Annotated in this window: 16 protein-coding genes; 10 read left to right on the top strand and 6 right to left on the bottom strand. The window is 54.4% G+C overall.

The genetic code is table 11. The annotated features are described in order from the left end of the window. Window positions 1-26: 26 nt before the first annotated feature. From FND52_RS11620 to FND52_RS11600, 5 genes are read left to right on the top strand one after another with little or no spacing between them, the layout of a single operon-like run. Window positions 27-1,742 (top strand): solute:sodium symporter family transporter, encoded by a 1,716-nt coding sequence (locus FND52_RS11620; RefSeq protein WP_144130950.1) that lies wholly within the window; start codon window positions 27-29, stop codon window positions 1,740-1,742. Beyond that, window positions 1,739-3,232: a sulfatase-like hydrolase/transferase gene (locus FND52_RS11615; protein WP_144130948.1), complete on the top strand. Its 1,494-nt coding sequence runs from the start codon at window positions 1,739-1,741 to the stop codon at window positions 3,230-3,232. Before FND52_RS11620 ends, FND52_RS11615 begins: the two co-directional genes overlap by 4 nt. A 59-nt stretch (window positions 3,233-3,291) precedes the next feature. After that, the gene (locus tag FND52_RS11610) at window positions 3,292-3,639 is read left to right on the top strand and encodes a YidH family protein (RefSeq protein ID WP_144130946.1); all 348 of its coding nucleotides are present in this window, start codon (window positions 3,292-3,294) and stop codon (window positions 3,637-3,639) included. Continuing rightward, window positions 3,629-3,991, top strand: a complete 363-nt coding sequence (locus tag FND52_RS11605; protein WP_144130944.1) for a DUF202 domain-containing protein — start codon at window positions 3,629-3,631, stop codon at window positions 3,989-3,991. The genes FND52_RS11610 and FND52_RS11605 overlap by 11 nt, the downstream gene beginning before the upstream one ends. After that, complete coding sequence (locus FND52_RS11600; RefSeq protein ID WP_167509350.1) at window positions 3,988-5,112, top strand: anaerobic sulfatase maturase; 1,125 nt, start codon at window positions 3,988-3,990, stop codon at window positions 5,110-5,112. The genes FND52_RS11605 and FND52_RS11600 overlap by 4 nt, the downstream gene beginning before the upstream one ends. 95 nt (window positions 5,113-5,207) lie before the next feature. On the opposite strand, the gene ridA is transcribed toward FND52_RS11600, so the two are convergent. From ridA to pyrB, 3 genes are all read right to left on the bottom strand, one after another. Then, window positions 5,208-5,594, bottom strand: a complete 387-nt coding sequence (ridA, locus tag FND52_RS11595) for a 2-iminobutanoate/2-iminopropanoate deaminase (protein WP_144130940.1) — start codon at window positions 5,592-5,594, stop codon at window positions 5,208-5,210. An 87-nt stretch (window positions 5,595-5,681) separates the two neighbouring features. Then, window positions 5,682-6,146, bottom strand: a complete 465-nt coding sequence (gene pyrI / locus FND52_RS11590) for an aspartate carbamoyltransferase regulatory subunit (protein WP_125293033.1) — start codon at window positions 6,144-6,146, stop codon at window positions 5,682-5,684. A gap of 13 nt (window positions 6,147-6,159) precedes the next feature. Then, on the bottom strand, window positions 6,160-7,095 hold the full coding sequence (gene pyrB / locus FND52_RS11585; RefSeq protein ID WP_125293034.1) for an aspartate carbamoyltransferase: 936 nt from the start codon (window positions 7,093-7,095) through the stop codon (window positions 6,160-6,162). Window positions 7,096-7,674: 579 nt separating this feature from the next. Here pyrB and FND52_RS11575 point away from each other — a divergent pair. Continuing rightward, on the top strand, window positions 7,675-8,127 hold the full coding sequence (locus FND52_RS11575) for a NanQ anomerase/TabA/YiaL family protein (RefSeq protein WP_144130938.1): 453 nt from the start codon (window positions 7,675-7,677) through the stop codon (window positions 8,125-8,127). 42 nt (window positions 8,128-8,169) lie between these two features. On the opposite strand, the gene argF is transcribed toward FND52_RS11575, so the two are convergent. Continuing rightward, window positions 8,170-9,174 carry an ornithine carbamoyltransferase gene (gene argF, locus FND52_RS11570; RefSeq protein ID WP_144130936.1) on the bottom strand — a complete coding sequence of 335 codons (1,005 nt, stop codon included), beginning with the start codon at window positions 9,172-9,174 and terminating at the stop codon, window positions 8,170-8,172. Further along, a complete protein-coding gene (gene argL, locus FND52_RS22110) occupies window positions 9,144-9,239 on the bottom strand; it encodes a putative translational regulatory protein ArgL (protein WP_244290567.1) in 96 nt (31 codons plus the stop codon). The genes argF and argL overlap by 31 nt, the downstream gene beginning before the upstream one ends. A 99-nt stretch (window positions 9,240-9,338) precedes the next feature. On the opposite strand from argL, the gene rraB reads away from it, so the two are divergent. The 3 genes from rraB to FND52_RS11555 all read left to right on the top strand — a co-directional run bounded on the left by rraB (window position 9,339) and on the right by FND52_RS11555 (window position 11,483). Next, window positions 9,339-9,764, top strand: coding sequence for a ribonuclease E inhibitor RraB (gene rraB / locus FND52_RS11565; RefSeq protein ID WP_125293037.1), 426 nt, complete (start codon window positions 9,339-9,341; stop codon window positions 9,762-9,764). Window positions 9,765-9,809: 45 nt separating this feature from the next. Next, window positions 9,810-10,568: a tRNA isopentenyl-2-thiomethyl-A-37 hydroxylase MiaE gene (gene miaE / locus FND52_RS11560; RefSeq protein ID WP_125293038.1), complete on the top strand. Its 759-nt coding sequence runs from the start codon at window positions 9,810-9,812 to the stop codon at window positions 10,566-10,568. 90 nt (window positions 10,569-10,658) lie between these two features. After that, window positions 10,659-11,483, top strand: coding sequence for a topoisomerase II (locus FND52_RS11555; protein ID WP_144130934.1), 825 nt, complete (start codon window positions 10,659-10,661; stop codon window positions 11,481-11,483). A 96-nt stretch (window positions 11,484-11,579) separates the two neighbouring features. Here FND52_RS11555 and FND52_RS11550 read toward each other — a convergent pair whose 3' ends face one another. Beyond that, a complete protein-coding gene (locus FND52_RS11550; protein WP_125293040.1) occupies window positions 11,580-12,083 on the bottom strand; it encodes a GNAT family N-acetyltransferase in 504 nt (167 codons plus the stop codon). Window positions 12,084-12,263: 180 nt separating this feature from the next. Here FND52_RS11550 and FND52_RS11545 point away from each other — a divergent pair, with 180 nt between their 5' ends. Then, on the top strand, window positions 12,264-13,451 hold the full coding sequence (locus FND52_RS11545) for a YjgN family protein (RefSeq protein ID WP_144130932.1): 1,188 nt from the start codon (window positions 12,264-12,266) through the stop codon (window positions 13,449-13,451). The last annotated feature ends 34 nt before the right edge of the window (window positions 13,452-13,485 follow it).

Genomic DNA, 13,485 nt, shown 5'->3' with positions numbered 1-13,485 from the left:
CATAATAAATCGTTAAGGGCTGCAAGATGAACATTCAACAGATTGTGAGCTTTATAGCATTTACCCTACTGGTTGCTGTCATTACCTGGTGGAAAGTCCGTAAGCAGGATACGGCTTCCCAGCAGGGCTATTTTCTGGCCGGGCGTTCGCTGAAAGCGCCGGTTATCGCGGCGTCGCTGATGCTCACCAACCTCTCCACCGAGCAACTGGTGGGGCTGTCCGGACAGGCGTACCGCAGCGGCATGTCGGTGATGGGCTGGGAAGTCACTTCGGCGGTAACGCTTATCTTCCTGGCGCTGATTTTTCTCCCCCGCTACCTTCAGCGTGGTATCGCCACCATCCCGGATTTTCTCGAGGAACGCTACGACAAAACCACCCGTATTATCATCGACTTCTGCTTTCTCATCGCCACCGGCATCTGCTTTCTGCCGATCGTGCTTTACTCCGGCGCGCTGGCACTCAACAGCTTGTTCCATATTGGCGACGCCCTTGGCCTTTCGCAGGGAGCCGCCATCTGGCTGCTGGTTATTCTGCTGGGATTTTCCGGCATTCTTTACGCCGTGGTAGGCGGAATGCGGGCATTGGCTATCGCCGACTCGATTAACGGCATCGGCCTGGTGATTGGTGGCCTGATGGTGCCGGTATTTGGGCTGATCATGATGGGCGGCGGCAGCTTTTTGCAGGGGCTGGAGCGTCTGACCACTGTGCATGCCGAGAAGCTCAACTCCATCGGCAGTAGCAGCGATCCACTGCCGATTGGCGCGGCTTTCACCGGTCTTATCCTGGTGAATACCTTCTACTGGTGCACCAATCAGGGTATTGTGCAGCGCACTCTGGCCTCACGCAGCCTGGCGGAAGGGCAGAAGGGGGCGCTTCTGACAGCGGTGCTGAAAATGCTCGATCCGCTCATTCTGGTGCTGCCGGGGCTTATCGCCTTTCACCTCTTCCAGGATCTCCCGAGCGCAGACATGGCGTATCCGGCGTTGGTTAATAAGGTGATGCCTCTGCCGCTGGTCGGCTTCTTCGGCGCAGTGCTGTTCGGCGCGGTGATAAGCACGTTCAACGGTTTTCTCAACAGTGCCATCACGCTATTCAGCATGGGTATCTATCGCCGCATTCTTAACGAAAACGCCGAGCCGGAGCGGCTGGTGTGCGTTGGACGCCGGTTCGGATTGTTTATTGCGCTGATCTCTATTCTTGTCGCGCCGTGGATTGCCAATGCGCCGCAGGGCCTCTATAGCTGGATGAAGCAGCTCAACGGTATTTACAACGTGCCGCTGGTGACGATCATCATCATGGGCTTTTTCTTCCCGCGCATTCCGGCGCTGGCGGCCAAGGTGGCGATGTTCCTTGGCATATGCAGCTACATCACCATCAATTATCTGGTGAAGTTTGATATTCACTTCCTCTACGTGCTCGCCTGTACCTTCTGCATCAACGTGGTGGTCATGCTGGTGATAGGTTTCATCAAGCCGCGCGCTACGCCGTTCACCTTCCACGACGCGTTTGCAGTAGACATGACCCCCTGGCGGAATGCCCGCGTCGCGTCGGTGGGGATCCTGTTTGCGATGATAGGCGTTTACTCCGGACTCGCCCACTTTGGCGGCTACAACACCCACTGGCTGACTATTTTGAGCTATCTCATCGTTGCCGCCGTTCTGGTCTACCTGGTTTACAGCAGCTGGCGGCACCGTCGCTCCGCACCCGCCGTTCTGGCCACCGATCTGAAGGAAAAATCATGACGCGTCCAAACTTTCTGTTCATCATGACCGACACCCAGGCCACCAATATGGTGGGCTGTTACAGCGGTAAACCGTTAAATACCCAAAACATTGACCGGCTGGCGGAGGAGGGCATCCGCTTCAACGCGGCCTATACCTGCTCACCGGTCTGTACGCCAGCCCGCGCGGGGCTGTTTACCGGTATCTATGCGAATCAGTCCGGGCCGTGGACCAACAACGTCGCGCCGGGAAAAAACATCTCCACCATGGGCCGCTATTTTCAGGATGCGGGCTACCACACCTGTTATATCGGTAAATGGCACCTGGACGGCCACGACTATTTCGGTACCGGCATCTGTCCGCCGGAGTGGGATGCCGACTACTGGTTTGACGGCGCGAACTACCTTGCCGAGCTGACGGATGAGCAGATAGGCCTCTGGCGCAACGGGCTCAATAGCGTGGAGGATCTTCAGGCGCACCAGATTGACGAAACCTTTACCTGGGCGCACCGCATCAGCAACCGGGCGATCGATTTCCTCGCCCAGCCGCAGCGCGACGACGAACCGTTTCTGATGGTGGTCTCCTATGATGAGCCGCATCATCCTTTCACCTGTCCGGTGGAGTATCTGGAGAAGTACGAAGATTTTTATTACGACCTTGGCGAAAAAGGCCGCGACACGCTGGCGGGCAAACCGGAGCACCACCGCCTGTGGGCGCAGGCGATGCCGTCGCCGGTGGGCGACGACAACCGCTACCACCATCCGATGTACTTCGCCTGTAACGACTTCGTTGACGATCAAATTGGCCGGGTGGTTGACGCCCTGACGCCGGCGCAGCGGGAGAACACCTGGGTCATCTATACCTCCGATCATGGCGAGATGATGGGCGCTCACCGGCTGATCAGCAAAGGCGCGGCGATGTATGACGATATCACCCGCATCCCGCTGATTCTGCGCCCGCCCCACGGCGAGCCTGCGCAGGTCGACACCCCGGTAAGCCATATCGATCTGCTGCCCACCATGATGGCGCTGGCGGGCATTCATCAACCGGATATTTTGCCGGGCGAAAATATCCTTGAGGCGGATCCGGCGCGGGGCGTGATGGTGGAGTTTAACCGCTATGAAATTGAGCATGACAGCTTTGGCGGTTTCATTCCGGTGCGTTGCCTGGTGACGGATCGCTGGAAGCTGGTTCTCAACCTTTTTACCAGCGATGAACTGTACGACCGGCACGACGATCCCGATGAGTTGCATAACCTGATCGACAGCCCGGCGCATGAAGCGATTCGCAACCAGATGCACGACGATTTGCTCGATTACATGGATAAAATTCGCGATCCGTTCCGCACTTACCAGTGGAGCCTGCGCCCATGGCGCAAAGAGGCGAAGCCGCGTTGGATGGGGGCGTTCCGCCCGCGTCCGGAGGATGGTTATTCCCCGGTGGTGCGCGATTACGATACCGGCCTGCCGACGCAGGGTGTAAAAGTCGAAGAGAAAAAGCAGAAGTTCTGATAAAGCCCCCTCGCCGGACCCACGTGCGGGCGAGGGGCTATGCATCATAAGGAGTCACCATGAAGCTATCACGCCTTGGGGAAGCACCGGACTACCGCTTTTCGCTGGCCAACGAACGCACGTTCCTGGCATGGATCCGCACTGCGCTGGGTTTTCTGGCGGCGGGCGTTGGCCTCGATCAGCTGGCCCCGGGCTTCGCTACCCCGGTTGTTCGCGAAGTACTGGCATTGCTGCTGTGCCTGTTCGCCGGCGGGCTGGCGGTTTACGGCTATCTACGCTGGCTCAATAACGAAAAGGCGATGCGGCTGAAGCAGGATCTGCCCTACACGCGTGGATTGCTTCTTATCAGCAGCATTCTGATGGGAGTGGCCGCCGTGGTGATGGCGATGGTGCGCTATGCCGGATAGCCGTCGCGCGCGGCGGGAAAGCGACCCGGGGCTACAACCTGAGCGCACGTCGCTCGCCTGGTTTCGCACTCTGTTGGGCTACGGGGCGCTGCTGGCGCTGGCCATCAGGCACAACGAATTTCTTGCGGGCGAGCCCTTCTGGCTGTCGCTGGTGGTGCTAATGATGGTGGCATTTATCCTGTGGCGTTATACGCTGCAACGCAATCTGATGGACGTCTCGAAAGGGGATTTTGACGCGCCAGGCGCATTACGTGACAAATTTTTGATCGCCCTCGCAGTGCTGTTGCTCGCGTTGTCGTTTGCTGTAAACCACCTGAGACAACTCTTTTTGTTTTTGCAAGGAGCCTTATGACAGGATGTCACGTCATGGCCAAACCGGCCAGTTCGCGCTGTAACCTGCGCTGTCGTTACTGCTTTTATCTCGACAAAACCCAGCAGCCTACCATGGATGACGCGACCCTTGAGCGATTCATCGTGCAGCACATCGACGCCCAGCCGGGCCACGAGGTACAGTTCGCCTGGCAGGGCGGGGAGCCAACGCTGTGTGGGCTCGATTTTTTTCGCCGGGTGGCGGCTTTGCAGCACCGCTACGCCAATGGAAAGCACATCCGCAACGCCTTTCAGACCAACGGTATTCTGCTCAACGAAGAGTGGTGCCAGTTTTTTCATGATAACGGTTGGCTGGTGGGCATATCGCTGGACGGGCCGGCGGATCTGCATGACTCTTTGCGCATCAGCCGCACCGGCAATCCCACTCATCATAAAGTTCTGCGCGCCATCGGTATGCTGCGGGCCTGCGAGGTGGAATTTAATTTGCTGGTGGTGGTAAACAGCCATAATAGCCAGTACCCAAAGCGCATGTACCGCTATCTGCGCGCCCTCGGCACCGCGCATTTACAGTTTATTCCTCTGATGGAGCTGGATGAGCATCAGCATCCCGATGAACACTCCGTGGACCCGAAGGCATGGGGCAACTTTCTGTGCAGTGTGTTTGATATCTGGGTGCGGGAGGACATCGGGCGGGTGTTTATTCAGCTTTTTGACTCCACTCTCGGCGTCTGGAGTGGTTTTGCGTCGCAGATGTGCTCACTGAGCGAAACCTGTGGGCACGCCTTCGCGCTTGAGGCCAACGGCGATCTCTACCAGTGCGATCACTACGTCTACCCGGCGTTTCGTCTGGGCAACATTCACACCACGACCCTCGGCGAGATGAATACCAGCAGCGCAGCCTTTAGCTTCGGCCAGTATAAAATGCAGTCGTTGGTGGAGACGTGCAAACGTTGCCCGGTCTTGCGATTGTGCCACGGCGACTGCCCGAAGCACCGGGACGGTAGCGGCAAAAGCGCGCTATGCGATGGTTATCGGGATTTCTTCACCCATAGCGCTCCTCACATGCGCGTCATGCGCGATCTGATTGCCCAGCATCGCTCGCCGATGGAGCTGATGACAATGCTGGCACACCAGCGTTCATAAACAAAACGCCCCCGGCCATTAAGGCCGAGGGCAGGTAAGTTGTCAGAAAACCGCTATACGGTTACCTGAACGGCATGGCTCAACCTGCTGAAAAATCAGCGACGAACCGCAATCGCTTCAATCTCGATCTTCACGTCTTTCGGCAGACGGGCGACTTCCACACAGGAACGTGCCGGGAAGATAGCGTTATGCTCGGTGAAGAACGCTTCATAAGTCGCATTAACGGTGGCGAAATCGTTGAGATCTTTCACGAAAACGGTAGTTTTCACGATGTCGCCTACTTTAAGGCCAGCGGCTTCAACAATGGCTTTCACGTTTTCCAGAGACTGACGCGCTTGCGCAGAGACATCATCGGAAACCGCGCCGGTTTTCGGGTCCACCGGGATCTGCCCGGATGTGATGATCATACTGCCAAGGTCTACGCCCTGAACATAAGGGCCGATAGCTGCGGGTGCATTTTCCGTCGCGATAGTGCGGGACATAGTTTCTCCTGAAATTGTCAGCGGTAAGAGGGCACAGTATACCCCGGCAACCCTGAAGGTACAGGGCTGTTATTGTCGATCGGCGCGTTAGCCGTCTGCCAGCACCACGTGATGCGAAAACTCTTTCTCGCAGTATTTGCACTTCAGCGCGATATCCTCAGCGCGTTTTTTGACGCTAAAGCTGGACGCCACCGGCTCGGCACGGCTGATACAGTTACTGTTCGGGCAGACCAGCACTTTCTCAATGCGCTCCGGCAGGCTCGGGCGGCTCTTGCCCACCACTTCATAATTATCGATACGGTTAACGGTAGCCTCAGGCGCGTACAGCGCCAGCTGGTTAACCTGCTCGTCGGTCAGGAAGGTATTTTCAATTTTAATCAGGTCTTTGCGGCCCATTTCGCCGGACGGCAGGTTCAGGCCGATAGTGATGCGCTGATCGGTCTCGGTCAGCTTGAACAGCGTAAGAAGCTTAAAGCCCACCTGCGCCGGGATATGGTCGATGACGGTGCCACGGCTGATGGCTTCTACCTGGAGTTTATTATCGTGAGTCATGTTCATCTCCTTCTTACAGCGCGAAATCGCGATTGAGAACCAGCGCCAGCAGGGCCTGGCGAGCAAAAATGCCGTTTCCGGCCTGCTGGAAGTACCAGGCGTGCGGGGTTTTATCCACGTCGGTGGTGATCTCATCAATACGCGGCAGCGGGTGCAGAACTTTCATATTGCTGCGCGCGCCGTTGAGGTCGGCGGCGCGCAGGATAAACTGCGCTTTCACGTTGGCGTATTCCGACGGGTCGAGACGCTCTTTCTGCACGCGGGTCATATACAGGATGTCCACGTCGCGCACCACGTCGTCGATAGCGTCATGCAGGCTCCAGGCAATACCTTTCTCATCCAGCATATCGAGGATGTACTGCGGCATGGCCAGCGCTTCCGGGGCGATAAAGTAAAAGTGGTTGCCGTTGAACTTCGCCAGCGCCTGGGCCAGCGAGTGCACCGTGCGGCCATATTTCAGATCGCCCACCATGGCGATGTTTAAGTTCTCCAGCCGCCCCTGGGTTTCCTGGATGGTGAACAGATCGAGCAGCGTCTGGGTTGGATGCTGGTTAGCACCGTCACCAGCGTTCAATACCGGGATGCCGCCGGAAAATTCGGTGGCGAGGCGCGCCGCGCCTTCCTGCGGATGGCGCATCACAATCGCATCCACGTAGGTGCTGATCACCGAAATGGTGTCTGCCAGGGTTTCGCCTTTTTTGCCCAGCGAGGTGTTGCTGCTATCCGAGAAGCCAACCACCGACGCGCCCAGGCGGTGAATCGACGTTTCAAACGAGAGACGGGTGCGGGTTGAGGCTTCAAAAAAGCAGCTGGCGACCACTTTATGCTTCAACAGCTCCGGCTGTGGATTCGCCTTCAGGCGCGCAGCGGTCGCCAGCACCAACTCCAGCTCTTCACGGTCCAGATCGTTGATGGAAATAATATGTTTTTGATAGAGCGGATTAGCCATGTCTCTCTCCTTTTTCGAACGGCGGGCAAACGCCGGGCAAAAAAAAACCCCTCATTGAGGGGTTTTTTCATTGGATAACGGAAAGAAAAACGGGACTGCGACGCCAGCGTTAAGGCGTTGTGTCAGGACATCTTGTCGAACTCGCAGAACCATGCTTCCTCCCGGCAAATTGTCCCGGATTATACTCAGCCGCGATCGCATAGCAAGCGGAGAATGCACATATTTACATTAGGAAGCGGTTGCGCTGCATAGCTAATCAGTAATAGTGAATAAAAAGAAGAGGCTGATTTAATCAAAAAGGGCCTGTTGCCATAAAGAGATCGTGAAAACCTGCAAGCTTATGCGCCAATAAATATGCGCTAAAGCAGATTTTTGCCACAAAGCGGTGGTAGCACAGGGCATTTCCTCGTATAACTCGTAAAAATGAAACATTGTTTTATACCCGTCATACTTCAAGTTGCAGGTGCGTTGGCTTTCCTCGCTCACCCCGGTCACTTACTTATGTAAGCTCCCGGGGATTCGCTGCGTCGCCGCCTTCCTGCAACTCGAATTATTTAGGGTAAATATAAGGAGCTTCCCGTGATTATTGGCAACATCCACCATCTGCAATCCTGGCTGCCTGCTGAACTGCGTCAGGCGATTGAACATATCAAACAGCACGTTACCCCGGAAACGACGCTGGGCAAGCACGACATCGACGGCAACAACCTGTTCTTCCTGGTTTCTGAAGATGAAACTCAGCCGCTGGCCGAGCGCCGCGCGGAATATCACGCCCGCTATCTGGATATCCAGATTGTTATGCGCGGCGTAGAAGGGATGACCTTCAGCTGCCTGCCTGCGGGCGAGCCGGATACCGACTGGCTGGCAGATAAAGATATCGCCTTCCTGCCGGAAGGCGGCCAGGAGAAAACCGTGGTGATGCAGGAAGGGGATTTTGTGGTGTTCTATCCGGGCGAAGTTCACAAACCGCTGTGCGCCGTGGGCGAGAATGCCAAAGTGCGTAAAGTCGTGGTGAAAATGCTGGTTGCCTAATCCGCCCTGCAAAGAATAGCGGCCCTGAACCGGGCCGCTTTTTTATTGGGCTAAAGTCGCCACCATCACCGCTTTGATGGTGTGCATGCGATTTTCCGCCTGGTCGAACACAATGCTGCTCGGCGATTCAAACACCTCGTTAGTGACCTCGATGCCGCCGTGCATCCCGTACTGCTCCGCCATCTGCTTGCCAACGGTAGTTTCTTCATCGTGAAACGCCGGTAAACAGTGCAGGAATTTGACCTGCGGATTGCCGGTCAGCGCCATCATCTGGCTATTCACCTGGTAATCACGCAGCAGCGCGATGCGCTCGGCCCATTTCTCTTTGGCTTCGCCCATGGACACCCACACGTCGGTGTAGATAAAGTCTGCGCCCTTCACGCCTGCCGCAATGTCTTCGGTGAGGGTGATTTTGCCGCCGGTTTGCGCCGCCATGGCTTTGCACTCTTCCACCAGCGCCGCGTCCGGCCAGCAGGCTTTTGGAGCCACCAGGCGCAGATCCAGCCCGGTGAGCGCGGCGGCTTCCAGCATGGAGTTGCCCATGTTGTTGCGCGCGTCTCCCGTATAAACCAGCGTCATCTCGCTAAAAGATTTACCTGGCAGATGCTCGCGCATGGTCAGTAAATCCGCCAGCAGCTGGGTCGGATGGAATTCGTTGGTCAGGCCGTTCCACACCGGGACGCCAGCGTACTGCGCCAGGGTTTCCACAACTTCCTGACCGTGGCCGCGATACTGGATGCCGTCATACATCCGGCCCAGCACCCGGGCGGTATCTTTAATTGATTCTTTATGCCCAATCTGACTGCCGCTCGGGCCGAGATAAGTGACGCGAGCGCCCTGGTCGTAAGCGGCAACTTCGAAAGAGCATCGTGTACGGGTTGAGTCTTTTTCGAAGATGAGCGCGATGTTTTTACCAGTAAGCTTTTGAACTTCTTTGCCATTCTTTTTATCGCTTTTTAGCGTTGCGGCAAGATCGAGCAATGCGTTTATCTGTGCAGGGGTAAAATCTAATAATTTCAGAAAGTGTTTTTGATATAAAGCCGACATAGTTCCCTCACCTGGCTGATGCCACTTATTGAATTAAAATTCAATTTATATGTATGAATATGCATTTGCAACCCCGAAAAATAAAACTTTTGCCGGAAAGGTGGAGGCAATCACTGGGGTATGTGAAAATAGTAACTATCTGCCAACACATTGAGGAACGAGCCATGGCAAACCCGGAACTACTGGAAGAACAACGCGAAGAAACGCGTCTTATCATTGAAGAGTTGCTTGAGGACGGCAGCGATCCGGATGCGCTGTACACCATCGAACATCACCTCTCGGCAGATGATTTTGAAACGCTCGAAAAAGCCGCGGTTGAAGCCTTCAAAATGGGTTATGAAGTCACCGACCCGGAAGAGCTGGAACTGGACGAAGGCGAAACCGTGATCTGCTGCGATGTGCTGAGCGAATGCGCGCTCAACGCCGAGCTGATTGACGCGCAGGTAGCGCAGCTGCTGGACCTGGCTGAAAAATTCGATGTCGAATATGACGGTTGGGGCACCTACTTCGAAGATCCGAACGGTGAAGAGGGTGAAGACGGCGACGATGACGAATACATGGATGATGACGACGACGGCGTCCGTCACTAATATCGCGCGGCGGCGGCCTCTGGCTGCCGCCCTGAAGGATAGCGAATGAACACCTCTGCACTACTCGAACCGGTCCATCAATTCCTCCACTGCACCACCCCGGATGCCTGGCTGCAAAAAGCCAGACGGCCAGAAAATCTACCGCTGTTACTAACCGACCATATGATTTGCGAACTCAAAGCCGCGCAGACCGCGATGCTGCTGATCCGTAAATACGTGGCGGACAAATCCGGCTCAGACATGCTGCTCGAGTGGCTCAGGCCCTATGAAACCTTCGCGTTTTATAACGGCCCGGAGGTGGATTTCGTGGCGCTGCAAAAGCGCGTCAGCAAAAGCGAGATGCCGAAAACCGACGATCCCTGGGGCCAGGCGCTGATCGACAGCATGGTGCTGTTGATCAAAGAGGAGCTGCACCATTTCTGGCAGGTGCGGGAGGTGATGACCGCGCGTGACATCCCGTATGTGAAAATCACCGCCAGCCGCTATGCCAAGGGGCTGTTGCGCGCTATTCGCACCCATGAACCTGCAATGCTGATCGACAAGCTGATCTGCGGAGCCTACATCGAGGCGCGTTCCTGCGAACGTTTTGCCGCGCTGGCCCCGTATCTCGACGATGAGTTACAAAAGTTCTATCTCTCCCTGCTGCGCTCTGAAGCGCGCCATTACCAGGATTATCTGGCTCTGGCGCAGCAAATCTCGCCAGACGATATCGCGCCCCGCGTGCGTTATTTAGGCGAAGTGGAAGCCGGGCTGATCCAGTCGCCCGACGCGGAGTTTCGTTTCCATAGCGGCGTTCCGGTTTAACTCTCCTAAAATTGGCAGGTATTCGCCTGAGAGGGTGACAAATCCGCTCAGCCTGGTAAAAAGAAGCCTTTGCATATCTCAGGGAAAATTATGAACTGGACACACGTTATTCTTGCAGGCTATATCGGCGCGGTTATTGCCATCGTGGTCGGCGTATTTCGTAAAAAGGGCTGGATCGGCAAAACCAGCGCCGTGATTATCGCGCTGCTTGCTATCGTGGTGTGGAACATCATCGACGTGAAGTACCTGATCCCGCGCGATAGCGTTACGCAGCAGATGACGGAAAGTGAGAAGTTTGACGCCGCGATGGAGCGGTTGCCGCTGTACCAAATCATTCGCGAGCAGGAGCCGGAAGCCTGGAGCCGCATTCGCGAGCAGGCGCTGGCGATGCAGAAAGCGGGTGAGTCAGAGCAGAATGTCATCGACGCGATCCAGCCGCAAATCCTCGCTATCCAGATGGCGCGTCTGCAAACCGCGCCGGATGCCAACGTCGTCGCGTTTATGCAGGCCAACATGCAGCAGACCGCCCTGATCCAAAAGCAGAGCGACGACGCCTGTTTCCGCTTCCTGTTCCCGGCGGTGAAAGGGGGCATTAACGCCGCCAGAATGCTGCCGGCTGACGTTACCCAACACCGTCTGGATGTGGATGCCGAAATGATGCGCGCCGCGTATGGCCCGAATAAGCATCAGGTCACCCCGCAGGAGCGCCAGCAGGCGATGCAGGAAGTCCAGCCCATCGTTCAGAAGCTGGTGCAACAGTATGGCCAGGATATCACGTTAATGAACGAACCGCAGAAAGCGGCGGGGAAAGAGGGCGTGGTGTGCAACATCACTCAGGATCTGTGGCGCAACGTGCTGCAACTGCCGGTGAATAAAGCGGCGGGGATTATTCGTTATTCGGTCAGCGCTGAGTAAAGCACCTCAACATGATGCCTTGAGCAAAAAAACCTCGCCTCCTGATGAACAGAGGCGAGGTTTTTTATACGCGGGAACACGCTCAGAGAAGAGAGATCAGAGGCTTTTCAGCATCCGCACTTCGCAATCCACATGACCGGTACAGCCGAGCGGTTCGCTGATACGGGAAAACCCCAGGTGCTCATACAGCGCGATGGCTTCTTTCAGGAAAGCGGTGGTTTCCAGATAGCAGCGGGTAAAGCCCTGCTGTTTAGCGAAATCCATCGCCATCAGCGCCAGTTTCTTGGCCTGGCCCTGACCGCGCGCTTCCGGCAAAAAATACATCTTTTGCAGCTCGCAGATATCCGGCTCGCTGCATGACAGCGGCGCAACGCCGCCGCCGCCGACCACTTTTCCGTCTCGTACGACCACCCAGTAGGCGTGCCCCGGCTGGCTATAAAGTTCGTACAGAGTATCCAGGGTGGGATCGGCCACGGTGTAGCCTTTGTCGGCAGTTAAGCCGTACTCAGCGGAAACAGTACGGATGACGCTCGCAATGGCGGCATTATCGTGAGGGGCGATCGGGCGCAACGAGAGGTCAACCCGGGTAGCTATGGTCATGACAGCGCTCAGAAAAATTAACAAAATGTATCGCCTTTAATACCACTGTTAATTTCTATTCGCAAGATTCTGAAAAAAATGCTTCTGAGCCGGTTATGCATTTAACTTACTTAATGGCTGTGTTGCAATAGTAAATGCGAACACGAGTAAATTATTTTATGGCTAAGGGACTGTAGCGAAATGGATCTGGAAAAAAATGCCGACAGGCGACACACCTTTGTTTTTCATGGCAAAGGGATTGAGTATTTTGGTATCTGGTTAGTTAATGCTTTCTTGACGATAATTACGCTTGGGATTTATCTTCCCTGGGCGGTGGTGAAAACCAGGAAATATATTTGTTCGAAAACAGAGTTGTCAGGTGCCTTTTTTAGCTATCATGCAAAGGGCAGCGCGATTTTTGTTAGTTGGCTACTGTTTTTTATCTTATACGTTATATTTGTTGTGGTGTTGGTAAATCAAAAAGCCGTTGCCGCCAGTATCATGTTGCTTCTTTTTGTGCTGTTTATTCCATGGGGTATTGTGCTGAGTTTGCGCTATCAGGCGTTAATGACCAGGTTAAATGGTATCCGCTTTTCTTTTCATTGCTCTCTGCTACGAGCATGGTGGGTAATGATGGGTTGCCCGCTGTTACTGATGATTGCTTGCGCTTTGATTTTATTTGGATTTATGAAAGCAATGCCTTCACCCGATAGTCTCAACGGATTGATCGTAAATACTATAATACTGGTGCTGATGGCGTTTATTTTACTTGGCATTATCAATGGAATATCTATGGCGATGTGGATGAGAATGTTCGCTGGCTCATCCTCATTCGGTAACTTACGGTTTTCTGCATTCATTAACACTAAACAGTGCATAAAGATAAGCATGTTAAGTTATTTGATGCTATTACCGTTTATTGGGGTATTAATAAAGATTAATGCACCCCTATTTTCAGAGGTTTCACTTTCAATCATGTCTGGGTTAAGCCAGTCGGAAATCGAAGCGAACATTTTTGCAAACCATATTGACGTTATCGTCACAAGCTATTTAATTTATTTTCTGGCCATTCTGGTGTGCGTTGGGTATTTATTGACTGCCTGCCGCAATTATTTTTGGTCAGCATTAACGTTAGGCAATAACATTCGCTTCTCATCAACGTTAAATTTCTCTCACATGGTATGGCTACTGTTAAGCAACTTTGCGTTGGTTGCAGTGACATGTGGCCTGGCTTATCCCTGGGCTAAAATACGTTTACTACGGTATATGGCTTCCCATAGTGAAGTTATTGGATCTCTTGAGGACATTCAGGATTCAGACGAGGTAATGAAGTTAGGGTTCATGACGGTGCTGTCACGCGGGCTGATAGTCACTATTCCTTTTACTTAATCTTTAGAATGAAGTTACTGAGTCGATATCAATA

Origin of the sequence: Atlantibacter subterraneus (assembly GCF_007570865.1) — a bacterium.
GTDB classification, from domain to species: domain Bacteria; phylum Pseudomonadota; class Gammaproteobacteria; order Enterobacterales; family Enterobacteriaceae; genus Atlantibacter; species Atlantibacter subterraneus.
Note: the sequence above shows the minus strand (reverse complement) of the source record. Positions and strands in the feature narration are given on the sequence as shown.

Excerpts from the sequence above, each read along its gene's own strand:
- FND52_RS11620 (WP_144130950.1), top strand. The coding sequence starts at position 27 with ATGAACATTCAACAGATTGTGAGCTTTATAGCATTTACCCTACTGGTT.
- FND52_RS11615 (WP_144130948.1), top strand. The coding sequence starts at position 1,739 with ATGACGCGTCCAAACTTTCTGTTCATCATGACCGACACCCAGGCCACC.
- FND52_RS11610 (WP_144130946.1), top strand. The coding sequence starts at position 3,292 with ATGAAGCTATCACGCCTTGGGGAAGCACCGGACTACCGCTTTTCGCTG.
- FND52_RS11605 (WP_144130944.1), top strand. The coding sequence starts at position 3,629 with ATGCCGGATAGCCGTCGCGCGCGGCGGGAAAGCGACCCGGGGCTACAA.
- FND52_RS11600 (WP_167509350.1), top strand. The coding sequence starts at position 3,988 with ATGACAGGATGTCACGTCATGGCCAAACCGGCCAGTTCGCGCTGTAAC.
- ridA (WP_144130940.1), bottom strand. The coding sequence starts at position 5,594 with ATGTCCCGCACTATCGCGACGGAAAATGCACCCGCAGCTATCGGCCCT.
- pyrI (WP_125293033.1), bottom strand. The coding sequence starts at position 6,146 with ATGACTCACGATAATAAACTCCAGGTAGAAGCCATCAGCCGTGGCACC.
- pyrB (WP_125293034.1), bottom strand. The coding sequence starts at position 7,095 with ATGGCTAATCCGCTCTATCAAAAACATATTATTTCCATCAACGATCTG.
- argF (WP_144130936.1), bottom strand. The coding sequence starts at position 9,174 with ATGTCGGCTTTATATCAAAAACACTTTCTGAAATTATTAGATTTTACC.
- argL (WP_244290567.1), bottom strand. The coding sequence starts at position 9,239 with ATGCATATTCATACATATAAATTGAATTTTAATTCAATAAGTGGCATC.
- rraB (WP_125293037.1), top strand. The coding sequence starts at position 9,339 with ATGGCAAACCCGGAACTACTGGAAGAACAACGCGAAGAAACGCGTCTT.
- miaE (WP_125293038.1), top strand. The coding sequence starts at position 9,810 with ATGAACACCTCTGCACTACTCGAACCGGTCCATCAATTCCTCCACTGC.
- FND52_RS11555 (WP_144130934.1), top strand. The coding sequence starts at position 10,659 with ATGAACTGGACACACGTTATTCTTGCAGGCTATATCGGCGCGGTTATT.
- FND52_RS11550 (WP_125293040.1), bottom strand. The coding sequence starts at position 12,083 with ATGACCATAGCTACCCGGGTTGACCTCTCGTTGCGCCCGATCGCCCCT.
- FND52_RS11545 (WP_144130932.1), top strand. The coding sequence starts at position 12,264 with ATGGATCTGGAAAAAAATGCCGACAGGCGACACACCTTTGTTTTTCAT.